The organism is Streptomyces sp. NRRL F-5630 (assembly GCF_000719475.1).
Lineage (GTDB): Bacteria > Actinomycetota > Actinomycetes > Streptomycetales > Streptomycetaceae > Streptomyces.
Genome location: NZ_JOGO01000032.1, coordinates 1 through 22,818, shown reverse-complemented (window position 1 = coordinate 22,818; position 22,818 = coordinate 1). Strand labels below are relative to the sequence as shown.

General features: G+C 73.1%; 16 protein-coding genes and 1 pseudogene. 12 read left to right on the top strand and 5 right to left on the bottom strand.

What is annotated here, in order from left to right; all coding sequences use genetic code 11:
• Positions 1–378: 378 nt before the first annotated feature.
• Entirely contained in the window at positions 379–1,155 is a 777-nt protein-coding gene (locus IF99_RS0116585; RefSeq protein ID WP_030997276.1) for an amino acid ABC transporter ATP-binding protein, read from the bottom strand.
• Positions 1,156–1,511: 356 nt separating this feature from the next.
• Between IF99_RS0116585 and IF99_RS0116580 the strand changes: the two genes are divergently transcribed.
• Positions 1,512–2,198, top strand: coding sequence for a response regulator transcription factor (locus tag IF99_RS0116580; protein WP_030997275.1), 687 nt, complete (start codon positions 1,512–1,514; stop codon positions 2,196–2,198).
• Between the two features lie 9 nt (positions 2,199–2,207).
• Positions 2,208–3,758, top strand: a complete 1,551-nt coding sequence (locus IF99_RS0116575) for a sensor histidine kinase (protein WP_030997274.1) — start codon at positions 2,208–2,210, stop codon at positions 3,756–3,758.
• Between the two features lie 341 nt (positions 3,759–4,099).
• On the opposite strand, the gene IF99_RS0116570 is transcribed toward IF99_RS0116575, so the two are convergent.
• Positions 4,100–5,095, bottom strand: a complete 996-nt coding sequence (locus tag IF99_RS0116570; protein WP_030997273.1) for a TAXI family TRAP transporter solute-binding subunit — start codon at positions 5,093–5,095, stop codon at positions 4,100–4,102.
• Between the two features lie 338 nt (positions 5,096–5,433).
• Between IF99_RS0116570 and miaB the strand changes: the two genes are divergently transcribed.
• Positions 5,434–6,978, top strand: coding sequence for a tRNA (N6-isopentenyl adenosine(37)-C2)-methylthiotransferase MiaB (gene miaB / locus IF99_RS0116565; RefSeq protein WP_030997272.1), 1,545 nt, complete (start codon positions 5,434–5,436; stop codon positions 6,976–6,978).
• Between the two features lie 693 nt (positions 6,979–7,671).
• On the top strand, positions 7,672–8,403 hold the full coding sequence (locus tag IF99_RS0116560; protein ID WP_030997271.1) for a class III extradiol dioxygenase subunit B-like domain-containing protein: 732 nt from the start codon (positions 7,672–7,674) through the stop codon (positions 8,401–8,403).
• A 162-nt stretch (positions 8,404–8,565) separates the two neighbouring features.
• Here IF99_RS0116560 and IF99_RS0116555 read toward each other — a convergent pair whose 3' ends face one another.
• Together IF99_RS0116555 and IF99_RS0116550 are read right to left on the bottom strand one after the other, a co-directional pair.
• Entirely contained in the window at positions 8,566–8,841 is a 276-nt protein-coding gene (locus IF99_RS0116555) for an antitoxin (RefSeq protein ID WP_030997270.1), read from the bottom strand.
• 154 nt (positions 8,842–8,995) lie between these two features.
• Complete coding sequence (locus IF99_RS0116550; protein ID WP_030997269.1) at positions 8,996–9,508, bottom strand: hypothetical protein; 513 nt, start codon at positions 9,506–9,508, stop codon at positions 8,996–8,998.
• A 184-nt stretch (positions 9,509–9,692) separates the two neighbouring features.
• Here IF99_RS0116550 and miaA point away from each other — a divergent pair, with 184 nt between their 5' ends.
• The 6 genes from miaA (at position 9,693) to hflX (ending at position 18,675) form a co-directional block, all read left to right on the top strand.
• Positions 9,693–10,631: a tRNA (adenosine(37)-N6)-dimethylallyltransferase MiaA gene (miaA, locus tag IF99_RS0116545; protein WP_030997268.1), complete on the top strand. Its 939-nt coding sequence runs from the start codon at positions 9,693–9,695 to the stop codon at positions 10,629–10,631.
• Positions 10,632–10,739: 108 nt separating this feature from the next.
• Positions 10,740–11,252 (top strand): hypothetical protein, encoded by a 513-nt coding sequence (locus IF99_RS0116540; protein WP_030997267.1) that lies wholly within the window; start codon positions 10,740–10,742, stop codon positions 11,250–11,252.
• A 292-nt stretch (positions 11,253–11,544) separates the two neighbouring features.
• Entirely contained in the window at positions 11,545–12,432 is an 888-nt protein-coding gene (gene dapF / locus IF99_RS0116535) for a diaminopimelate epimerase (protein WP_030997266.1), read from the top strand.
• Positions 12,433–12,789: 357 nt separating this feature from the next.
• Positions 12,790–15,048 (top strand): RelA/SpoT family protein, encoded by a 2,259-nt coding sequence (locus IF99_RS0116530; RefSeq protein ID WP_199806504.1) that lies wholly within the window; start codon positions 12,790–12,792, stop codon positions 15,046–15,048.
• A gap of 193 nt (positions 15,049–15,241) precedes the next feature.
• Positions 15,242–16,852, top strand: a complete 1,611-nt coding sequence (locus IF99_RS0116525; protein WP_030997264.1) for a M1 family metallopeptidase — start codon at positions 15,242–15,244, stop codon at positions 16,850–16,852.
• Positions 16,853–17,112: 260 nt separating this feature from the next.
• Complete coding sequence (gene hflX / locus IF99_RS0116520; protein WP_107048969.1) at positions 17,113–18,675, top strand: GTPase HflX; 1,563 nt, start codon at positions 17,113–17,115, stop codon at positions 18,673–18,675.
• 452 nt (positions 18,676–19,127) lie between these two features.
• Here hflX and IF99_RS0116515 read toward each other — a convergent pair whose 3' ends face one another.
• Positions 19,128–20,345: a trypsin-like serine peptidase gene (locus tag IF99_RS0116515; protein ID WP_030997262.1), complete on the bottom strand. Its 1,218-nt coding sequence runs from the start codon at positions 20,343–20,345 to the stop codon at positions 19,128–19,130.
• A gap of 334 nt (positions 20,346–20,679) precedes the next feature.
• On the opposite strand from IF99_RS0116515, the gene IF99_RS0116510 reads away from it, so the two are divergent.
• Together IF99_RS0116510 and IF99_RS0116505 are read left to right on the top strand one after the other, a co-directional pair.
• Positions 20,680–22,062, top strand: coding sequence for a diaminobutyrate--2-oxoglutarate transaminase family protein (locus IF99_RS0116510; RefSeq protein ID WP_030997261.1), 1,383 nt, complete (start codon positions 20,680–20,682; stop codon positions 22,060–22,062).
• An 85-nt stretch (positions 22,063–22,147) separates the two neighbouring features.
• Positions 22,148–22,818 (top strand): annotated as a pseudogene (locus tag IF99_RS0116505) (iron transporter); the annotation flags it as partial.

Genomic DNA, 22,818 nt, shown 5'->3' with positions numbered 1-22,818 from the left:
ATCGGAATCGGTGGAACGGCGGTGGCGGGTACGGGCCTGGAAGGCCCGCCGGCCTGCACGGCGCACGCCGGTGAACGGCGGCACCGTGCGGAGGTGCACCGACGCCTTTGGGGGGAGGCGCGGGGTGTTCGTGATGCGGGGTGTTCCTGATGGGGACCGGCGACCGGCGGAGCGGCGATCCGCAGGGTGCGGGGCCCCTAGGCGAGTCGGCCCGGGGGCCGGTGCTGCGTCCGGTGGCTTCGGCGCCCGGTGGGGCCCTGCGTCCGGCGGTACCTATGCGGTGGTCCCTATGCGGTGGTCCCGCGTGTGCCGGGTGCCGAAGGCCGCTCGGCGCGGGGGACCGCTCGGCGCTGAGGATCGCTCAGCGCCGCAGGCCGGTCAGTGCTGGAGGATCTTCGACAGGAAGTCCTTGGCGCGGTCACTGCGCGGGGCGCTGAAGAACTTGTCCGGGGTCGCCTCCTCCACGATGCGCCCGTCGGCCATGAAGACGACGCGGTTCGCCGCGGAGCGGGCGAAGCCCATCTCGTGCGTGACGACCACCATGGTCATGCCCTCCTGGGCCAGCTGCTGCATGACCTCAAGGACCTCGTTGATCATCTCCGGGTCGAGCGCGGAGGTCGGCTCGTCGAAGAGCATGACCTTCGGGTCCATCGCCAGCGCCCGCGCGATCGCGACGCGCTGCTGCTGACCACCGGAGAGCTGCGCGGGGTACTTGTCGGCCTGCGAGCCGACGCCCACCCGGTCCAGGAGCTGCCGCGCCTTCTCCTCCGCGGCCCCCTTCTCGACCTTGCGCACCTTCACCTGGCCGAGCATCACGTTTTCGAGCACGGTCTTGTGGGCGAACAGGTTGAACGACTGGAAGACCATGCCCACGTCGGCGCGCAGCCTGGCCAGTTCCTTGCCCTCCTGCGGCAGCGGCAGCCCATCGATGGTGATGGCACCGTCGTCGATCGTCTCCAGGCGGTTGATGGTGCGGCACAGCGTGGACTTCCCGGACCCCGAGGGACCGATCACCACGACGACCTCGCCGCGTCCGATCGTCAGCTCGATGTCCTGAAGCACATGGAGTGCGCCGAAGTGCTTGTTCACCTTGCTCAGGACCACCAGGTCCTCGCTCGTGGGCGCGGCGTCCTTCGACACCGATACTGCGGTCATCGGCTCACAACTCCGTCCTCCTCGGTTGCCGTGGACCCTAGTGAGCAGATGGGAGCACCGTCAGCACTTCTGAGCGGAAATTGAGCATCACGATCCGGGACCGTTTGCGCACGTCGCGTGGCTGTCGCACCGCCTCCTCGTACCGGCTGCATAACGGAACGCGCCCCGGCCCCGAACCCTCTTGACGCGTACCGGGCTGATCGGAGTACATGCCAAAGCGCCCCGCGCGCGCTCCCGCCCGTGCCTCCCGTGTGCCCCGTGCCCGCGGGAACCGTCCGTGCCGCGGATCGCGTGCGTACCAGCACACGCGGACCCGCTGGGGCCCGGGCCACCCCAGCCGACGGAGGTGACGGACGGTGAGACTGCTGCTCGTGGAGGACGACAACCATGTCGCCGCCGCTCTCTCCGCCGTACTGACCCGTCACGGCCTGCGGGTGACGCATGCCCGCAACGGCGAGGACGCGCTGCGCGCCCTGCTCCCCGGCGGGGAACAGGAGGAGCCGTACGCCGTCGTCCTCCTCGACCTGGGCCTGCCCGACCAGGACGGCTACGAGGTCTGCGGCAAGATACGCACGCGCTCCGCCGTACCCGTCATCATGGTTACGGCGCGGGCCGACGTCCGCTCCCGCATCCACGGACTCAACCTCGGCGCCGACGACTACGTCGTCAAGCCGTACGACACCAGGGAACTCCTCGCCCGCATCCACGCCGTCGCCCGCCGTACCCACTCCAGCGCCTCCGAGCCCGGCACGACCGCGCTCGGCCCCGTCCGCCTCACCCCGGAGACCCGTGAGGTGAGCGTCCACGGCCGGCCCGTCCAGCTCACCCGCAAGGAGTTCGACCTCCTCGCGCTCCTCGCCCTGCGCCCCGGCGTCGTCTACCGCCGTGAGCAGATCATCAGCGAGGTCTGGCGCACGAGCTGGGAGGGGACGGGGCGCACCCTGGAGGTCCACGTCGCCTCGCTGCGCGCCAAGATCGGGGTACCCGCCCTCATCGAGACCGTCCGCGGCGTGGGGTACAAGCTCGTCGTTCCCGGCGCCTAGCGGGTTCCTGTGCGCACGCGGCTTCTGCCCCTCCTCATCATCCTGCTCGCCGGGGTCCTGCTCGCTCTCGGCTTCCCGCTCGCCATCAGCATGGCGTCGGGGGAGCAGCAGAAGGTGATCGTCGACCGCATCGACGACTCCGCGCGGTTCGCCTCGCTCGCCCAGTTCGTCAACACGGACGGCGGTGGCGTGGGCGAGACCGTCGAGGACGCCGAACGCAGTGCCACGCTCGACACCGAGCTCGGCCGCTACTACCGCCTCTACGGCATCCACGTCGGCGTCTTCGACCGCCTCGGCGAGCCCTTCGCGACCGCCCCGCACAGCTGGCATCTGCCGGCCGCGAAAGCGGACACCTCCCTTCCCGGGACGACCCTTTCCTCCGGTGGACAGGGCGCGTCGGCCCTTCCGGAGCCCACCGGCTCCGTGCACAGTCGCGCGCGGCCCTTCCAGGACGCGGGCGAGGAGGCGCGATCCGCCTATGACGAGGCCCTCAACGGGCGGCGCAGCCCTGACCCCGAGCAGATCTGGCCCTGGCAGTCGAGCCGCCGCCTTGTCGTGGCCTCGCCGGTGATACGGGACGGCGATGTCATCGCGGTCGTCGTCACCGACTCCCCGACCGACGCCCTGCGCTCCCGCACCCTTCAGAGGTGGTTGCTCGTCGCCGTCGGCGAGGGCGCGGCCATGCTCCTCGCGGTCGGCGCCGCCCTGCGACTGACGGGGTGGGTGCTGCGCCCCGTCCGCGTCCTGGACGCCACGACCCACGACATCGCCACCGGCAGGCTCAAGTCCCGCGTCGCCCCCACCGGCGGCCCGCCCGAACTCCGCCGCCTCGCCACCTCCTTCAACGAGATGGCCGACAACGTCGAAAGCGTCCTCGAACAGCAGCGCGCCTTCGTCGCCGACGCCTCGCACCAACTCCGCAACCCCCTCTCCGCACTCCTGCTCCGCATCGAACTCCTCGCCCTCGAACTCCCCGAGGACAACGACGAGATCGCCTCCGTCCGCACCGAGGGCCAACGCCTCGCCCGGGTGCTCGACGACCTCCTCGGCCTCGCTCTGGCCGAGCACACCGAGGCCGACCTCACGCTCACCGACATCGGCGACCTGGCACAGGAACGCCTCTCTTCCTGGCGGCCCCTCGCCGAGGAGAAGGGCGTCCGGCTCACGGGCACCTGCCCCGCCGTCACCGGCTGGGCCGACCCCATCGCGCTGTCCAGCGCCCTCGACGCCGTGCTCGACAACGCCCTCAAGTTCACCCCCGCGGGTGCCGCCGTGGAACTCACCGTCGAGGCCCGGCCGGGCGAGGTCGTCATCACCGTCACCGACGAGGGGCCCGGCCTCACCGAGGAGGAACTGGGCCGTATCGGCGACCGGTTCTGGCGCAGCAACCGCCACCAGAACATCCACGGCTCCGGTCTCGGCCTCTCCATCACCCGCGCCCTCCTCGAAGCCGGCGGCGGCGCCCTGGAGTTCCGCCACCACAAACCCCACGGCCTCAGCGCCGACCTCGTCATCCCCCGCAACCGCCCTGCGAAGACGACACCGTTGACGGGGGGATAGGGCGGACGGGGCGAGCGACGGAGAGGCCGGGGGCGGGGAGACGGGGAGGAGGACGGGGTGCTGGAGGAGGGCGTCGTTGCTCCCGCAGGTCCCGTCCCGGCCCTACCGCCTCACGACTTCGCCGCGTGACGGCCGTTGGCGACACACGCCGTCCGGCAGCCGCGACGTCAGGCCGCCACGCCAGCGATCACGCCACGGCCGGTCACGGCACCGGCGATCACGGCACCACGCGGTCACAGCACCCCGCGGGCCACGGGGCCAATGACGCCACGTGGTCACAGAGCCACCACGGGGTCATGAGCTCATGCAATGACGTCCTCACGAAGTCACGGCTCACGGGGTCATGGTTTCACCGACCGGTAGTACTGCTGCGCGCCTTTGTGCAGTTCAAGGGGGTCCGTATAGATGGCGGTGCGCAGATCAACCTTCTGGGCGGCGTGCACCTGCTGGCCTATGCCGTCGCGGCTGGCGATGACAGTCCGCGTGACTCCCTCCGTCAGGTCCGGCTCCAGGGAGTCCCGGGTGACCAGCAGATTCGCGACCGCGAGTGTCATCACTGTGCCGTCGTTGTGCGCCGCGGGGTAGGCGTCGCGCGGCATGACGGCCGTCCGGTAGAAACGTCCCTCCCCGCCCGCGTGCCGCAGGGCGTCCACGAGGTCACCGAGCGGGACGAACCGCACGGGAAACGTCTCGGACAGCTCGCGCACCGAGACCGTCGGGAGCCCGCCGGACCAGAAGAAGGCGTCGATCTTTCCGCGCCTCAGCTGCTCGTTCATCGTGTCGATGCCGATGCCCAGTGAGGTGATGTCGTGCTCCGGATCGAGACCCGCCTTTTTGAGCAAGCGGTCCGCTATCAACCGCACGCCGGACCCCACTTGCCCCACCGCGACGCGCTTGCCCCGGAGGTCGGCGACCTTGTGGATGCCGGAGGACTCGGCGACGACGAGCTGCAGATAGTCGTCGTAGAGCCGCGCGCAGCCACGCAGACTCTCCGCGCCCTGGCCCCCGTCTTCCCGGTACTTCTCGACGGCGTCCGCCGCGGCGATGGTGAAGTCAGCCTTGCCGGTCGCCACCCGGGCCACGTTCTCCTGCGAGCCCTCGCTCGCGCGCAACTCCATCCGGACGCCCGGCAGATCCCGGTCCACGGCGTGCTTGAGGAGTTCGCCGTACTTCTCGTAGACGCCGGAGCGCACCCCCGTGCTGAACACAGCAGTCCCGCGCGGCTCCGCACTCCCGAGGGGCAGCAGCCACCACAGCAGCAGCCCGATCACGAGGGCGCACACCGCCGCGCCGCCGAGCACCGTGCCCCGGCCGAACCGGGAGAGGAACGTGGTCATGGCGACGATCCTGCCAGTCACACAGGGTGAACACCAGGGGGTGCCGCAGAGATCAGGGACGCTTCAGGGTTCTCCCTGACCCGCCCTCGGGGACAACCCTCAAAGATCACCCGGGGACATCCCTGGAAGATCCCTGAGCCGCTGCTCCGGCCGTCTCAGGGTTCGGCTCCGGGGGAACTCAGGGTCCGCATCCTGCCTGTAGGGCCGCTGCCCGGCGTTCCCCAGGGTCGCGCGGGGCCGCGCACCCCGAGGCCGGTTTCCCCGGCTCTCAGGGTTGGCCGTGCAGGCCACACCACCGGCGGTCGGCCGCTTCTCCTCGCTCGCCTACCCTTGTCCGCATGAGCAGCAGCGACCGGAGCCCCGTGGTGGACGTTCAGCAGGCCGGGACACAGGCCAGGACATACGAGATCCGCACCTACGGATGTCAGATGAACGTGCACGACTCGGAACGGCTCGCCGGCCTCCTGGAGGGTGCCGGGTACGTACGCGCCCCCGAAGGCGCCGAGGACGAGGGCGCGGACGTCGTCGTCTTCAACACCTGCGCGGTGCGCGAGAACGCCGACAACCGCCTCTACGGCAACCTCGGCCGCCTCGCCCCGAAGAAGACCGAGCGCCCGGGGATGCAGATCGCCGTCGGCGGCTGCCTGGCGCAGAAGGACCGGCAGACCATCGTCGACCGCGCTCCCTGGGTCGATGTCGTCTTCGGGACCCACAACATCGGCAAGCTGCCCGTCCTCCTCGAACGCGCCCGCGTCCAGGAGGAGGCCCAGGTCGAGATCGCCGAGTCTCTGGAGGCGTTCCCCTCCACGCTGCCGACCCGCCGCGAGTCCGCCTACGCCGCCTGGGTCTCCGTCTCCGTCGGCTGCAACAACACCTGCACCTTCTGCATCGTCCCCGCTCTGCGCGGCAAGGAGAAGGACCGCAGGCCGGGCGACATCCTGGCCGAGGTGGAGGCGCTCGTCGCCGAGGGCGTCAGCGAGATCACCCTCCTCGGCCAGAACGTCAACGCCTACGGCAGCGACATCGGCGACCGCGAGGCGTTCAGCAAGCTGCTGCGCGCCTGTGGCCGCATCGAAGGGCTGGAGCGCGTCCGCTTCACGTCCCCGCACCCGCGCGACTTCACCGACGACGTCATCGCCGCCATGGCCGAGACCCCCAACGTGATGCCCCAGCTGCACATGCCGCTCCAGTCCGGTTCGGACACCGTGCTGCGCGCGATGCGCCGCTCCTACCGCCAGGACCGCTACCTCGGCATCATCGAGAAGGTCCGCGCCGCGATCCCCGACGCCGCGATCAGCACCGACATCATCGTGGGCTTCCCCGGCGAGACCGAGGAGGACTTCGAGCAGACGCTGCACGTCGTGCGCGAGGCGCGCTTCGCCGCGGCCTTCACCTTCCAGTACTCGAAGCGGCCCGGCACCCCGGCCGCCGAGATGGAGAACCAGATTCCCAAGGAGGTCGTCCAGAAGCGCTACGAGCGGCTCGTCGCCCTCCAGGAGGAGATCTCCTGGGAGGAGAACAAGAAGCAGGTCGGCCGCACCCTGGACGTCATGGTCGCCGAGGGCGAAGGGCGCAAGGACGGCGCGACCCACCGCCTCTCGGGGCGCGCCCCCGACAACCGCCTCGTCCACTTCACGAAGCCGCAGGAGCCGGTGCGCCCCGGGGACGTCGTCACCGTCGACATCACCTACGCGGCTCCCCACCACCTCCTCGCCGAGGGCACTCCCCGCGGGGTCAGGCGCACCCGCGCGGGCGACGCCTGGGAGAAGCGCACGACGGCCGAGACCGCCAAGCCGGCGGGCGTCATGCTGGGCCTCCCGACCATCGGCGCCCCGGCCCCCCAGCCGACCGCCGCCGTTGCGCAGGGGTGTGGCTGCGACTGACCCCGACCCTCTGAGAGGGCCTTCACTGTGACGTGCCGGGCGACTGGCTGGGCCGGGGTATTGACCTGAGCCTGGACGGGGGATCGGGCCTGGGGCGGGGCCGAGTCGGCGCTTCGAGCGGCTTGGGCAGGGGCGAGGACTGGGCACCCGGAGCCGGGTCGGCGCATCGAGCCGAGCCCGGGCATGGGCCGGGGCTGGCCTGACCACACTGGGGCCGAGCTGGCGACTTGAGCCGAGCCTGGGCACGGGCGAGGCCTGGGGCGCACCGGGCTGGGCTGGCGCCTTCGGCCGAGCCTTGGCATGAGACCGGAGCCCCGGAGCGGGACCGGGGTCGGAGCTGGACCGAGGATCTGGGCAGGAAGATCGATCCCGCGCGGCGGATCGCGCCCGGCGCAGGCGGGCAGCGGCGGACCAGGGCAGGCGACAGTCAGGCGCCCCGTTCGCGAAAGCCGGGGGAGCACTGGCGCACCCAGCGCGCCCAAGGTCCCCATCCGCGCGCCCAAGATCCCGCTCCGCGAGCGCCCGCCGTGCGCGGATTTCCCCCGCGCGGAACGTGCGCCCGCCGCTGCACTGGCCGGAGGACCCTCTGGAGCGCCGCCTTGCGACGCCCTGGCCCCCCACCCGTCCGCCGCACCCACCGCCCTTGCCCCGCAAACCCCGCACCCTGTGCGCCCACGGGCTACGCTGCCGATCATGCTTGTCGCCGCAGCCGTCTGCCCGTGCCCTCCGTTGCTGGTTCCCCGGATCGCGGCGGGGGCCGCGGCGGAGCTGGAAGCCTTGCGGGCGGCGTGTGCCGACGCGCTCTCGGTGCTCGCCGCGTCGCGCCCCGACCGGCTGCTCGTCCTCGGACCCGTGACGGGGACCGGGGCTGTTCGCCACGCTGAGGGTGCGTCGGGCGGCTTCCACGGGTTCGGGGTGCCTCTGTCCGTACGGCTCGCGCGGGCGGGGCAGGCGGAGCCGCCGCGTGCGGCGGACGACGGGGCGGCCCTGCCCGCTTCCCTCGCCGTGGGCGCGTGGCTGGTGGAGAAAGCCGCCTGGGCGGCGGCCCCGGTGTCCGGGCTCGCGGTCGGCGAGGAGAGCGGCACCGAGGAGTGTCTCGCCCTGGGGGAGTCGCTGCGCGTCCCCGACGAGCGCCTCGCGGTGCTGGCCCTCGGCGACGGCAGCACGACACGTACGGTCAAGGCGCCGGGCTACCTGGACGAGCGGGCCGCGCCCTGGGACAGCGCCGTCGCGAAGGCACTCGCCGACGCGGACACCGAGGCGCTTGCCGGACTCGATCCCGTCACGGCCCGGGCGCTGGGCTGCGCCGGGCGGGCCCCGTGGCAGGTCCTCGCGGGCGCGGCGCGCGGCGCGGACCTCACCGGCAGCCTGCTGTACGAGGAGGCGCCGTACGGAGTGGGCTACTTCGTCGCCGCGTGGTCCTGAGCCCCCTCCGCCCGCGCAACGCGACGCCCGGCGGGGATGGCTCGACGTCGCGCCCGAGAGGCGCGGACGGCCCGCGCGCGGCGGGCGGAGCGGCGCGGACCCGTGCCAACCGGTACCGGTCCGGCCGAGCCGTCGGCGGCCGTAGGACGTGGGCGCGGATGCTCAGCCTCGCGGCGAGTTCGGTGGCTGCTGCGAGCCTCCGCTCCCGCCCCTGCCACCGTCCTCGCCGTCCTTCTTGCCCATCCGCTCGACGGCGCCCTTGGCCTTGTCCGTGCCCGACTGGATGCGGTCGGAGTACTTGCCCTTCGTGCGGTCGTCGACCGTCTTGGCGGCCTTGTCGAGGCCGTCGCCGATCCTGTCGCCGTGCTGCCGGGCGAGATCGGCCACCTTGTCCTTCGCCGGGGACAGCCGTGCCCGCATGTTGTCGATGAAACCCATGGGGTCCCTCCTCGCAGGAAACCGGGCAGTAGGCGCCCCAGGCAGAGCGCCTACTGCTGGCTTACTACGGATCGGCCGCGCGCGCCTGTCGGGCTCCCGGGGCCGGTGGCCCGTCCCGGCGGGCTCGACAGGCGCGCGGAGCGCCGCTCGCGTCTCAGCGACGTACGTGGTCGGCGGCCTCGCGCTCGGCGGCCTCGTCGACCGACTGCTGCTTGGGGATGCCGCCCTCTGCCGTCTCGCTGTCGTCCGCGTCGTCGGCGGTGCCGGCCGCCTCCTTCGCCGCGACGGCCCCCTTGTCGGTGGCTTCCGCGCCAGGGGCAGCACCGTCCGCCTCCGCGCCGTCTGCCTTCGTATCGGCCTTCGCGTCGGCGCCTTCGTCCTCCGCAGCGGCCTCGGCCGGGCCCTTGCCCTCAGCCCCGGCCGTTTTCGCACCGGCTTCGGCCTTGTCGGCGTCAGCAGCGGCGGCATCCGTACCGGCAGCCTCCGCGTCGGCGGCGTCCTTACCGGCGATGTCCTTACCAGCGGCATCCGTGCCGGCCGCCTCCGCCGCAGATGCCTTCGTGGTGCCCTCACCGGCTTCTTCGGTCGCCGGAGCCCTCCCCTCCTGCGGGGTTGACGCGGGGTCGGTCGCCTGCGACTTGCGGCGGAGGAAGGAGAAGAGGCCCATTGAGTGCTCCTGGGGACGGGTGGTGACAAGTGGATACGGGCCGGGGCGGCGCAGGGACTGCGCGCGGCCACGGCTCCGGCGGCCCGCGACCGACGGTCGGGACCTCGCAACGGCAAACGAGGCGGCCCGCGTCCCGTCACGTAACTCGTTCGAGGCGCTCCTCCTGGTTTGGGACACTGGGGCGGTGAGTACCGCACCCCCCACCCCACGGGTCATCGCCGTCGTCGGGCCTACCGCCGCGGGCAAGTCCGATCTCGGCGTCTTCCTCGCCCAGCGACTCGGCGGTGAAGTCGTCAACGCCGACTCGATGCAGCTCTACCGTGGGATGGATATCGGGACCGCGAAATTGACGCTCGCCGAGCGCGAGGGCGTTCCGCACCACCTCCTCGACATCTGGGACGTCACCCGCACCGCGAGCGTCGCCGAGTACCAGGCGCTGGCGCGCGCCGAGATCGACCGCCTTCTCGCCGCAGGCCGCGTACCCGTGCTGGTGGGCGGCTCGGGACTGTATGTGCGAGGTGTCGTCGACCGGATGGAGTTCCCCGGCACCGACCCGGCCGTCCGCGCGCGCCTGGAGGCCGAACTGGAGGAGGCGGGGCCCGGCGTGCTGCACGCGCGGCTCGCGGGCGCCGACCCCGAGGCCGCCGCCGCGATCCTCTCCAGCAACGGGCGCCGCATCGTGCGCGCCTTGGAGGTCATCGAGATCACCGGCAAGCCCTTCACCGCGAACCTGCCGGGACGTGAGGCGTACTACGAGACGCTCCAGATCGGTGTCGACGTCGCCCGGCCCGAACTCGACGCGCGCATCGCCCGGCGCGTCGACGTGATGTGGGAACGCGGCCTCGTCGCGGAGGTCCGCGCGCTGGAGGAGGCGGGACTGCGCGAGGGCCGCACCGCCTCGCGCGCGCTCGGCTACCAGCAGGTCCTCGCGGCGCTCGCCGGGGAGTGCGGTGAGGAGGAGGCACGCGCGGAGACGGTGCGCGCCACGAAGCGTTTCGCGCGACGTCAGGACACGTGGTTCCGGCGTGACCCGCGCATCCACTGGCTCGACGGGGGACTCACCGGACGAGCGGAACTTTCCGGACGTGCTCTGGCGTTGGTCGAACGGGCGGTTACAGCCTGATCACGTCATGGCATCGGGACGCTCCGGGCGCCGTGCGGGCCGCTGACGCCGTGCCATCATCAAGCTGCGATCGACCTGGCGGAGTCCGAGTGGGAGGGCACAGTGGCGATGGAGGCCGGCCCTCGTGACACCGGACGCGAAGAGCGGGAGCAGCTTGTCCAGGACGGCCCGGCCGACGATCCTCCCGGGGGCCCCGACGTGACGATGACGGACCGTAGCGCGGTGGCCATGGGTGCGCTGCCGCCGGGCCGCGACGGCGTCGCGGCGGATGAGGCGGTCGACGAGGACGCCGCCGTGGAGGTCGAGCTGCGGCCGCAGCGGCGACTGCGCCTGTGGCAGCTGGCTCCCATCGTCGTGCTCGCCGCGATCGGCTCGCTCATGTTCGCCTTCCCGCTCGCTTTCGAGGCCGGTGACGGAGGCGCTGTCGTCGCGATGCTCGGCCTCCTGCTCAGCTCGTCGGCAGCGGGCGGAGCCGTCATGGCGGCCCGCCGCGTCGGTTACAGCTGGCCGGGGCTCGGCCGGGGCGGCGAAAGGCCGCAGTGGCGCGCCATGGGCCTCTACGCGCTCCTCGTGCTCGTCGTCGCGGGCCTCGCCGTCTGGCGCGTCGCGCGGCTGCGCTGAGCCCCCGGGCCGTGGGGCCCCAACGGCCGCCCCTGGCGCCCGTACACCCACGACCCGTACTCCTGCGGACGGACCACGGCCGTTCGCCCGCGAACGTTGCCCTGCCAGCCCTGCCAGCCCTGCCAGCCCTGCCAGCCCCGCCAGCCCTGCCAGCCCTGCCAGCCCTGCCAGCCCCGCACGGCCGCCCGGCCGCGCGGACCGCGGAGACCGGGCCGCTCCCCGGCCGCCTGCCACGGCCCGTCGGCCCCGCACGGCCGCGCGGACCCCGCCTCCCGCCCCGTACGATCGAAGGATGAGCACCGCGATCGGCTTCCTCAAGGGCCACGGCACGCAGAACGACTTCGTGATCATCCCTGACCCGGAGAACGGCATCGACCTGGGTCCCGGCGAGGTCGCCGCGCTCTGCGACCGGCGCGCGGGGATCGGTGGCGATGGGCTGCTGCACGTCGTGCGCTCCGCGGCGCACCCGGAGGGGCACGCGTACGCCGACGAGGCCGAGTGGTTCATGGACTACCGCAACGCGGACGGCTCCGTCGCCGAGATGTGCGGGAACGGCGTCCGGGTCTTCGCGCGGTATCTCCAGCGCGCCGGGCACGTGGACGCCGGGGAGCTGGCGGTCGCGACGCGGGCCGGGATCAAGCGGGTCCACCTGGCCAAGGAGGAGACGCCGGGGGCCCCCGGCGAGATCACCGTCGAGATGGGTGTCGCGCGGCTGCCCGAGGGCGACGTCGAGGTGCGGGTCGGCTCCGGGTTGCGCCCCGCCACGCACGTCGACATGGGCAATCCGCACGCGGTCACCTTCGTGACCGACCTCGCCGAGGCGGGTGAGCTGCGCTCCGCCCCCGAGGTGCTTCCCGCGAGCGCCTACCCGCACGGCGTCAACGTCGAGTTCGTCGTGGACCGGGCCCCCGGAGCGCTCGCGATGCGCGTGCACGAGCGCGGCTCCGGCGAGACGCGCTCCTGCGGTACGGGAGCCTGCGCCGTGGCCGTGGCCGCCGCGCGCAGGGACGGCCTGGACCCCGCGCGTACGGGCCGCCCCGCCACGTACACCGTCGACCTGCCCGGCGGCCGGCTCACCATCACCGAACGCGCCGACGGCGTCGTCGAGATGACCGGGCCCGCGGTCCTCGTCGCCGAGGGCACGATCGACCCGGGCTGGCTGGCGGCGCTGACTGCCTGAGCGCCCCCTTCGGGCCTCGGGATGCGCAGGAAAAACGCCCCGGGGCCGACCGGCCCGCGCTCCCCGGCCCGACCGGAGCGCCGGAGAGGCTGGCCGCGCGGGCGCCGCACCCCCCGGCGCGCGCCCGACGCGTATCCGGGGCAACGCGCGAACGCCGTAAAGGTCACTCTCCGCGCTCGTGTCGCCTGCGGACTTCCCTCGAATGGGTGATCCCTTTCACGCTCGGCGAGAGGCGGTCGGCGGCGCGTGGTGGGCTCGATAGCATCAAGCACCGGCCCGGACGGGGACACCGCCCGCTGTCCCGGGGCCCCGCGCTCCGGGCACCCCGTCGACCGGTCGACGCAGCCGGAGGTGCCCATGAGTGCGGAGGCAATGAATCCTGTGACGCCCGGGGGGCCTCCCGAAGCCCTCCCGGCGGCCGGTGCCGCGCAGCCCCGCAAGCGCGCCCGGCACCGCATCGACCTGCGCCGTCTCGGCCGCGCGGCCCTCCTCGGCCACGCCGGGCGCGACCGCGCCCCCGACGCGATCGCGCATGTCGTCGACGCCCACCGCGCCCACCATCCCGACGCCGATGTGGACACCCTGCGCCGCGCCTACGTCCTCGCCGAGTCCTCGCACCGCGGCCAGACGCGCAAGAGCGGCGAGCCCTACATCACGCACCCTCTCGCCGTCACGCTGATCCTCGCGGAACTCGGCGCGGAGACCACGACCCTGACGGCGGCGCTTCTGCACGACACGGTCGAGGACACCGACGTCACCCTCGACCAGGTCCGCGCCGAGTTCGGCAGCGAGGTCGGCTATCTCGTCGACGGGGTCACGAAGCTGGAGAAGGTCGACTACGGCGCGGCAGCCGAGCCCGAGACCTTCCGCAAGATGCTCCTCGCGACCGGCAACGACGTACGCGTCATGTCGATCAAGCTCGCCGACCGCCTCCACAACGTCCGCACCCTCGGTGTCATGCGGCGCGAGAAACAGGTCCGGATCGCGAAGGTCACGCGCGACGTGCTCATCCCGCTCGCCGAACGCCTCGGCGTGCAGACGCTCAAGACCGAACTGGAGGACCGGGTCTTCGCCATCCTCCACCCGGAGGAGTACGAGGAGACGCGCCGCCTCATCGTCGACCACTTCGCGTCCCCCGATCCCCTCGCCGCCGTCGCGGAGCGGGTGCGCGAGGTGCTGCGCGAGGCGAACCTCTCGGCGGACGTGCAGTTGCGGCCCCGTCACTTCGTCTCCGTCCACCGCGTCCACCGCAAACGCGGCCGGCTCGGCGACACCGACTTCGGGCGCCTGCTCGTCCTGGTCGGCGAGACGGCCGACTGCTACGCGGTGCTCGGGGAGCTGCACACGTGCCTGACCCCGGTGGTCGCGGAGTTCAAGGACTTCATCGCGGTCCCGAAGTTCAACCTGTACCAGTCCCTGCACACCGCTCTCGCGACGCCGGAGGGCGGCATCGCGGAAGTCCTCATCCGTACGCGGCAGATGCACCGCGTCGCGGAGGCGGGCGTCGTCGCGCTCGGCAACCCGTACGCGGCGGGCGGTGAGCCGGGACGCGAGCGTACGGAGGGAGGCGCCGCAAGTCGTGCGAACGGCGGCAGGCGCCCGCAGGACAGGCCGGGCCCGGCCCTTCCCGACGGGGCAGCCGTCGGCGCCGAGGCCGGGGACGCCGCCGACGCCGAGCGGGCCGACCCGACCCGGCCCGGCTGGCTCTCGCGCCTCCTGCAATGGCAGAGCGCCGTGCCCGATTCGGAGCTGTTCTGGTCCGTGCTGCGCGAGGACCTGGCCCACAACCGCGAGATCACGGTCTTCCGCCAGGGGGGCGGCGCGCTCGGGCTGCCCGCGGGCGCGAGCTGCGTCGACGCGGCGTACGCGCAGTACGGCGAGGACGCGCACGCGTGTATGGGCGCGGTCGTCAACGGCCGCCTCGCGCCGCTGAGCACCGTCCTGGAGGACGGCGACACGGTGCAGCTCCTGATGGGCCAGGACGTCGTGGGCGGAGGCCCCTCGCCGGACTGGCTCGACCACGTACGTACCCCGGCCGCCGGGCTGGCCATCCGCCGCTGGCTCACAGCGCACCCCGCGAACGCCCCCGCCGAGGACGCGCGGCGCGAGGAGCCCCTGCCCCGCCCCACGCTTCCCGCCCCCGCCGCGCGGCCCCTGGCCGCGAGCGTCATGGTCGACCAGCCCGGCGCGACGGTACGCCTCGCGGGCTGCTGCACCCCCGTGCCCCCCGACGCCGTCACGGCCTTCGCGGTACGGGGCAACGCCGTCACCGTGCACCGCGCCGAGTGCCCCCGGGCGGTGCGCATGGCCGCGGCCGGCCGCCGCACGGTCGGTGCGGACTGGGGCGACACCGGCGACTGCCGCGTCACCTTGCGCGCCGCGTCCTTCGGACGGCCGCACCTGCTCGCCGACCTCACGGAGGCGATCGCCGGGGAGGGCGTCGCCGTCATCTCGGCCACGGTCGAACCTCCGAGTGAGCACGGGGTGCGCCACACCTACACGCTGCACCTCCCCGACGCCACGCGCCTGCCGGGGCTCATGCGGGCCATGCGGGACGTGCCGGGTGTGTACGACGTGAGCAGGGCGCGGAGCGCGGCGCCGACGTCCGGGGTGTGAGAGGGCCAGGGTCCGAGCGCGGCAGAGAGGTTTCTGCACCGGGGGCACGCGGCCGTACGGAGTGCGGGGGCGGTGACGGCGCGGCGTCGGCCGGGCGCCGTAGACGTCAGCACAGCGTGAACGAACTGACTCCTTCGGGTTGTTCTGCCCGCCGGTTGGTTGCTGTGCGTATCCAGTGCGGTAACTCGGAGTCATGGACCTGGAGCGCATTCCCGCGAACACCCTGGCGAGGCCGGGGCCCGGTGCCGACGCGGAGCACGCGGCGGGCGGCGCGGCCCCGCCCCGCCCGCGCCGCCGCGCCCGCCGCACGGCCCGCGTGCTCGTGCCGGTGTTCGCCGTCTGCCTCGCGCTCATGGCCGCCGCCGCGCCTACCCCGGCGCCGCAGGGGATCGGTGACCGGCTTTTTCCCGCCCTCGGCAACCCCGGCTACGACGTGCTCGCCTACGACCTCTCACTGACGTACGACGGCGACAACCGGGCACCGCTCGAAGCCGTCACCCGGATCACCGCCAGGGCCGAGGCCCCCCTCGACCGCTTCAACCTCGACTGCTCCCACGGCAAGGTCCACTCCGTCACCGTCAACGGCCGCGCCGCCCGCCACACAGGCGCCGGACAGGACCTCGTGGTCACCTCCGAGAAGCACGTACGGCCCGGAGAGCGACTGCGCATCGTCGTCCGCCACACGAGCGATCCGCGCCCACCGGCCGCCGGACAGGGCGAGGGCGGCTGGGTCCGGACGAAGGACGGCCTGGCCATGGCCAACCAGGCGGACGCGGCCCACCGGGTCTTCCCCGGCAACGACCACCCCTCCGACAAGGCGGACTTCACCTTCCGCGTCACCGCGCCACGCGGCGTGACCGTGGTCGCCAACGGCCTCCTCGCGGGCCGGGCCGAGGCGGCGGGCGGCGCCACGACCTGGACGTACCGCACCCTGCATCCGATGGCCACCGAGCTGGCCCAGGTCTCCCTCGGCCGCTCCGCCGTCCTCCGCAGGCCGGGGCCGCACGGCCTCCCGATCCGCGATGTCGTCCCCGCGGCCGACCGCGAGCGCCTCGAACCGTGGCTGCGCGGGACACCCGCCCAGCTGCGGTGGATGGAGAAGCGCGTGGGGACCTTCCCCTTCGAGACGTACGGAGTGCTCGTCGCCGACACCAATACCGGCTTCGAGCTGGAGACCCAGACGCTCTCGCTCTTCGAACGGCGCCTGTTCACCGACAGCCGCTACCCCGACTGGTACGTCGACTCCGTCCTCGTGCACGAGATGGCGCACCAGTGGTTCGGCGACAGCGTGAGCCCCCGCACCTGGTCGGACCTGTGGCTCAACGAGGGCCACGCCACCTGGTACGAGTCCCTTTACGGGGAGGAGCGGGGCGGTCCCTCCCTGGAGCGGCGGATGCGCGAGGCGTACAGCGCGAGCGACGCATGGCGTGCGGAGGGCGGCCCACCGGCCCGGCCCAAGGCCCCGGGCAACGGCAAGATCAGTATCTTCCGGCCCGTCGTCTACGACGGCAGCGCCCTCGTGCTCTACGCCCTGCGCCAGGAGGTCGGGACCGACGCCTTCGCCCGCATCGAACGCCGCTGGGTCGCGGAGCACCGCGACGGCACGGCGGACACCGCCGCCTTCGTGCGGCTCGCCTCCGACGTGGCGGGACGCGATCTCGGGGCCTTTCTCCACCCGTGGCTGTACGGGGCGAAGACACCGCCGATGCCCGGCCACCCGGACTGGACCGTCGACGCGCCCGGCACCGAGCAGCCGCGGAGCCCGACCCCGCACCGTCTCACCGAGCCACCACGTATCCGGTGACCAGGGAGGTTACGCGCCCTCCTTGCGCCCTTGCCGCGCTCGGCCCGCGTGGCGGCCCGCCCACTGGCCCGTGTGCCGGCCCGCGAGCTCTCCGGAGCCGGCGGCCCGCCGGGTAACTCGCGTGACTCCGCGGGGAGCGCCGTGGGACCATTTCCGGGCGAGCGGCGCCCACGGGGCCGGGAATTCCGGGGCCTCTCCGGGCGTTGCTCACATCGGCGGACCGAGTCCGCTCGTCGACCGCACTCGTCATTAAGGAACCAATGACCCACACCCCTCCCTTTTCCCAGGACACTTCCGGAGACCAGGACGCGCCGCTCGGCGCGGAGGACACCGTGAACGAGACGCACCCGCGGGGACAGCAGCCGCCCCACAGCCACGGCCTGCGAGCCGATGCCCTGATGGAAGAGGACGCCGCCTGGAGCCACGAGGTCGACGGCGCGCGGGACGGCGAGCAGTACGACCGCGAGGAGCGCGCGGCCCTGCGCAGGGTCGCCGGGCTCTCCACGGAACTGGAGGACGTCACCGAGGTCGAGTACCGCCAGCTGCGTCTGGAGCGGGTCATCCTCGTGGGTGTCTGGACCTCTGGCACCGTCCATGACGCGGAGAACTCCCTGGCGGAACTCGCCGCGCTCGCGGAGACCGCGGGCGCCGTCGTCCTCGACGGGGTCATCCAGCGCAGGGACAAGCCCGATCCGGCCACCTACATCGGCTCCGGCAAGGCCGTCGAGCTGCGGGACCTGGTCCTGGAGAGCGGTGCCGACACCGTCGTCTGCGACGGTGAGCTGAGCCCGGGGCAGCTCATCCATCTCGAAGACGTCGTCAAGGTGAAGGTCGTGGACCGCACGGCGCTGATCCTCGACATCTTCGCCCAGCACGCCAAGTCCCGCGAGGGCAAGGCGCAGGTCTCGCTCGCGCAGATGCAGTACATGCTGCCGCGCCTGCGCGGCTGGGGTCAGTCGCTCTCCCGGCAGATGGGTGGCGGTGGCTCCGGTTCCTCGGGCGGTGGCATGGCGACCCGTGGTCCCGGTGAGACCAAGATCGAGACCGACCGTCGGCGCATCCGCGAGAAGATGGCGAAGATGCGCCGGGAGATCGCCGAGATGAAGACCGGGCGTGACCTCAAGCGTCAGGAACGCCGACGCAACAAGGTCCCCTCGGTGGCCATCGCCGGCTACACCAACGCCGGCAAGTCCTCGCTCCTCAACCGCCTCACGGGCGCCGGGGTACTGGTGGAGAACGCCCTTTTCGCGACCCTCGACCCGACCGTGCGCCGGGCCGAGACGCCGAGCGGCCGGCTCTACACGCTCGCGGACACGGTGGGCTTCGTGCGGCACCTGCCGCACCACCTCGTCGAGGCGTTCCGTTCCACGATGGAGGAGGTCGGCGACTCCGACCTGATCCTCCACGTGGTCGACGGCTCGCACCCGGCCCCCGAGGAGCAGCTGGCCGCCGTGCGCGAGGTGATCAGGGAGGTCGGGGCCACCGACGTGCCCGAGATCGTCGTGATCAACAAGGCGGACGCGGCCGACCCCGTGGTCCTCCAGCGGCTCCTGCGCGTCGAGAAGCACTCGATCGCCGTCTCCGCCCGCAGCGGGCAGGGCATCGAGGAACTGCTCTCGCTCATCGACGAGGAACTGCCCCGTCCCGCCGTCGAGGTCGACGTGCTCGTCCCCTACACCGAGGGCAAGTACATCGCCCGGGCGCACGCCGAGGGCGAGGTCCTCTCCGAGGAGCACACCCCCGAGGGCACCCGGCTCAAGGCGCTGGTGCACGAGGAACTGGCCGCGGAACTGCGCAGGTTCAGCCCCGTCGGCTCGCACTGAGCCCGCGGGCGGCCCCCGCCCGTACCGCGCCCAGGCGCCGCAGACGGCCGAAGGGCCCGCACCCGGAGAGGGTGCGGGCCCTTCGCCTCGTGTGAGGGGAGCGCGGCGGTCAATTCCCGTGCTGCCGTTACTCGATGGCAACGGCAGCCCGCCCGCCTGGCGACTGCGCCCCTTGTCGCAGTAGTGGCCCGCCTCCTGGGGAGCGGTGGCCTGCCCACGGCCGCTCAGCGGTGCCGCGAGCGGTGTGGCGGTCCGCCGCCTCCCGTTCCCACCGCACTTCGGGCAACTGTGGTTGGCATCCCCCTGGTACCCGCCGAGCGTGGGTGACGGTTGGCCGGTCTCCGCCTCCGGTACCCGCCGAACGCGGGCGACGGCGGCCGAGTACCCCCGCCGTACCGCCGAGGAGCCCTCTCGACCGCAGTCGCTCCGCCTGAGACTTCAGGGCTCAGGCCTCAGGAGAGGCTGTCGGCCTTGTCGCTCACCGCGCGGTAGATGTCCTCCGCCTCCTTGCCCAGGCGCGGACCCGCGAGCCAGCCGCCCGTCACGGGGCCGATCGAGGTGTTGGAGACGAGCGCCGGCTTGCCGTCCGCGTTCTTGCCGACCCAGCCGCCGCCCGAGGCGCCGCCGGTCATGGTGCAGCCGATGCGGTACATCGTCGGCTGCGCCGGGCCGAGCGAGAGGCGCCCCGGCTTCGCGGGGCACTGGTACAGCGCCTGGCCGTCGAAGGGCGGTGCCGCCGGGTAACCGGACGCCGTCAGGGAAGGTGTCTTCGCGGCCGAAGGCGCGGCGAAGTCCACGGGCAGCGCGCCGCCCACGGTCTCCTCCAGCGACTTCCCGCCGCCGTTCTCCGGTGTCACGTGCAGGACGGCGAAGTCGTAGGGCGCCCCCGCGCCGCCCGTGGGACCGCCGCTCGCGATCCACTCCTTCGAGGTCTGGGCCCAGTCGCTCCACCACACCCCGAACGGAGCGATCTCCTCGCGCGTCGCCGTCTCCAGCTCGGCGGTCGGCTTGCCCGCGTTGTTGTAGGCGGGGACGAAGGCGATGTTGCGGTACCAGCCGCCCTTCTGCCCGGCGTGCACGCAGTGGCCGGCCGTCCACACGAGGTTCGACTTCCCCGGGTGGGCGGGGTCCTGGACGACTGTCGCCGAGCAGACCATCGAGCCCTCGGGGGAGTCGAAGAGGACCTTCCCCGCCTCGGGCAGCGCGTCGTGGTACGGCGGGGGCACCGCCGCGGCCTTCACCGGCGCCGGTGCCGGGTCGGTCACACCCTGGTCGCCCGCGAGATCGCCGGCGTCCACCCTCTTCTGCGGGTCCTCGGCCCGCCGCATCCGGTCCGGGTCCCACAGGCCGTCGATGATCGGGTTGACGTAGTCCTCGGCCTTGCGGAGCCAGGCGTCCTTGTCCCACTTCCGCCAGGCGCCGTCCTCCCACTTCCCGAGGTCGATGCCGTGTTCCTTGAGCCGGTCCCGCAGGCCGTCGGGGATGCGGATCTTGTGATCGCCGGCCGAGGAGTCCGAGGCGACGGGCTTCGCGCCGTCGTCGCCGCCCGCCGAGTCCTCGCCGGGACCGCAGGCGGTCAGCGTGAGCGTGAGGGTCAGGGCGGCTCCGATCGCTATCGGCCAGGAACCGCGACGCGGCCCCCGCCCCGTCCGTGCCCGTGTGGTGCGCATGCTCAATCCCCCTGGGAGTGCCCGACCTTGCCGCTCCACACTATGCCGGGGCCTCAACAGCCCTGCCGCGCGACGGCAACAGTTGGGTCACGGTGGGGACGCACCGGCCGGATGCCGGTCTCGGCGTCAACCTTCTGCCCCAGCCTCAATCCTCAGCGCCAGCCGTCGCGTTCCGGTCGCATCGTCGGTTTCCGGCCGACTTCGCCGAGCCCGGCAGGGATCTCCCGATGAGCCGTTATCCGCAGCGGCCCGCGTCGTTGGTACGTACGGGGGCCGTCGCCATGCCCGCTCTCGGCCCTGACACGCCCTTCGCACCGCGGGAGGACCTACCACCTTGTCCGTGACCGAGTCCGTGCCCATCGCACCGACGAACACGCAGGAAGGGGTACTGCGCAGGCAGTCCCTGCGCGAGTCGGCCGCGAGGACCTACGCCCGCGCCCTGCCCATCGTCCCCGTCCGGGCCAGAGGTCTGACCATCGAAGGCGCGGACGGCCGCAGGTACCTGGACTGCCTCTCCGGGGCGGGCACCCTCGCCCTCGGTCACAACCATCCCGTGATCCTCCAGGCGATCAGGGACGTCCTCGACTCCGAGGCCCCCCTGCACGTCCTGGACCTCGCGACCCCGGTCAAGGACGCCTTCGTCACCGAACTGTTCCGCACCTTGCCGGGCGAGCTGGCCGCACGCGGCCGCATCCAGTTCTGCGGGCCCGCGGGCACAGACGCCGTCGAGGCCGCGCTCAAGCTCGTACGGCGCGCCACGGGCCGGCAGCCGGTGCTCGGCTTCACCGGCGCTTACCACGGCATGACCGCCGGGGCGCTCGACGTGTCGTCGGCCGCCGCGTCGGTACGGGACACACTGCGCCTTCCCTATCCCCAGGACTACCGCTGCCCCTTCGGTGTGGGCGGCGAGGCGGGTGCCGCGCTCGGGGCCAGGCTCGCCGAGAGCTACCTCGACGACCCGAAGTCCGGGGTGCCGGACCCGGCCGGGATGATCGTCGAGCCGGTCCAGGGCGAGGGCGGTGTGCACCCGGCGCCGGATGCCTGGTTGCGGCGGATGCGTGCCCTCACCCGCGCGCACGGACTGCCCCTCATCGCCGACGAGGTGCAGACGGGCGTCGGCCGCACGGGCGCCTTCTGGGCCGTCGACCACGCGGGTGTCGTGCCGGACGTCATGGTCCTCTCCAAAGCGATCGGTGGCAGCCTCCCGCTCGCCGTCATCGTCTACCACGAGGATCTCGACGTCTGGGAACCCGGCGCCCACGCGGGGACCTTCCGCGGCAACCAGCTCGCGATGGCCGCGGGCGCCGCGACCCTCGCCTACGTCCGCGAGAACGGGCTCGCCGAGCGGGCCAGGGTCCTGGGAGCCCGCATGCTCTCCGCCTTGCGCTCCCTCGCGACACGCCACGCCTGGATCGGGGATGTGCGCGGACGCGGACTCATGCTCGGCGTCGAACTCGTCGACCCGGAGGGTGCCAGGCCGGGAGCCGAGGGACCGCCGCCCGCCGACTCCGCGCGCGCCGTCGCCGTGCGCCGGGAGTGCCTGCGCCGCGGTCTCATCGTGGAGCTGGGAGGCCGCCACTCCGCCGTGGTCCGGCTGCTGCCCCCGCTCACCCTCACCGACGACCAGGCCACCGCCGTCCTGGACCGCTTCGCCGACGCACTGGACGCCGTGGACCGCGATCCGCGCGTACGAGCGCCCCGCACCCCACCCGTCTGAGCGCGCCCCTCCGCGTGCCATTCCCCCCACCGGCCCCGTCCCCCCAGCCGCAGGGCCAACGACCACGTCCCTCAAGGAAGCGCCCGTGAACCCGAACACCGCCCCCGACGGCCGGTACCCCCTCGCCCCCGAGGCCGGAAGTACGAGTTCGGCATGTGCCGAAGACGGTGTCGTCCCCCGGCAGCACACGGCCGCCCCCGCGGAACACCTCGACGGCGCCGCGGCCGACCTCCTCGAACACCCCGATGTGCCGACCGCCGCCGAGGCCGCTGCGCTGGAGTCGCTGCTGCGCTGCTGGGTCCGCGAGACCGGTGTCGACGCGGCGGAGCACGGGCCGCTGCGCATCTCCCTGCCGGCGCAGGAAGCGACGCTCGTCGTCCCGGTGCGGTACTGGTCCGCAGCCGGACTGCACCGCTTCGGCCTCCCCCGCCTCGAACACCACGGGCCCGCCCCGGTCCCCACCGACGGCGCCTTCGCGCGCCGCGCCGTCGTCCGGCAGGGCAGGGCGCCGCGCCTCACCGCGCCACTGGACGCCGCCACGGTCGCCGAGGTCCTGAGCAAGGAGGTCCGCGCGGGCACGGTGACGGACGGCGCGGGCCCGGGCGCGACGGCGACGGACGGTACGGGCCACGGCATGACGGGAACGGACGGTGCGGGCCGGAACACCACGGTGACCGAGGGTGCGGGGCAGGACGGGACCCGTGGTGCTCAGGCCGCCCCCGTTCCGCCCGCCACCCCCGGCGAGCCCGCCCCCAC

Excerpts from the sequence above, each read along its gene's own strand:
- IF99_RS0116585 (WP_030997276.1), bottom strand. The coding sequence starts at position 1,155 with ATGACCGCAGTATCGGTGTCGAAGGACGCCGCGCCCACGAGCGAGGAC.
- IF99_RS0116570 (WP_030997273.1), bottom strand. The coding sequence starts at position 5,095 with ATGACCACGTTCCTCTCCCGGTTCGGCCGGGGCACGGTGCTCGGCGGC.
- miaB (WP_030997272.1), top strand. The coding sequence starts at position 5,434 with ATGAGCAGCAGCGACCGGAGCCCCGTGGTGGACGTTCAGCAGGCCGGG.
- IF99_RS0116560 (WP_030997271.1), top strand. The coding sequence starts at position 7,672 with ATGCTTGTCGCCGCAGCCGTCTGCCCGTGCCCTCCGTTGCTGGTTCCC.
- IF99_RS0116555 (WP_030997270.1), bottom strand. The coding sequence starts at position 8,841 with ATGGGTTTCATCGACAACATGCGGGCACGGCTGTCCCCGGCGAAGGAC.
- IF99_RS0116550 (WP_030997269.1), bottom strand. The coding sequence starts at position 9,508 with ATGGGCCTCTTCTCCTTCCTCCGCCGCAAGTCGCAGGCGACCGACCCC.
- IF99_RS0116540 (WP_030997267.1), top strand. The coding sequence starts at position 10,740 with ATGGAGGCCGGCCCTCGTGACACCGGACGCGAAGAGCGGGAGCAGCTT.
- dapF (WP_030997266.1), top strand. The coding sequence starts at position 11,545 with ATGAGCACCGCGATCGGCTTCCTCAAGGGCCACGGCACGCAGAACGAC.
- IF99_RS0116530 (WP_199806504.1), top strand. The coding sequence starts at position 12,790 with ATGAGTGCGGAGGCAATGAATCCTGTGACGCCCGGGGGGCCTCCCGAA.
- IF99_RS0116525 (WP_030997264.1), top strand. The coding sequence starts at position 15,242 with ATGGACCTGGAGCGCATTCCCGCGAACACCCTGGCGAGGCCGGGGCCC.
- hflX (WP_107048969.1), top strand. The coding sequence starts at position 17,113 with ATGACCCACACCCCTCCCTTTTCCCAGGACACTTCCGGAGACCAGGAC.
- IF99_RS0116515 (WP_030997262.1), bottom strand. The coding sequence starts at position 20,345 with ATGCGCACCACACGGGCACGGACGGGGCGGGGGCCGCGTCGCGGTTCC.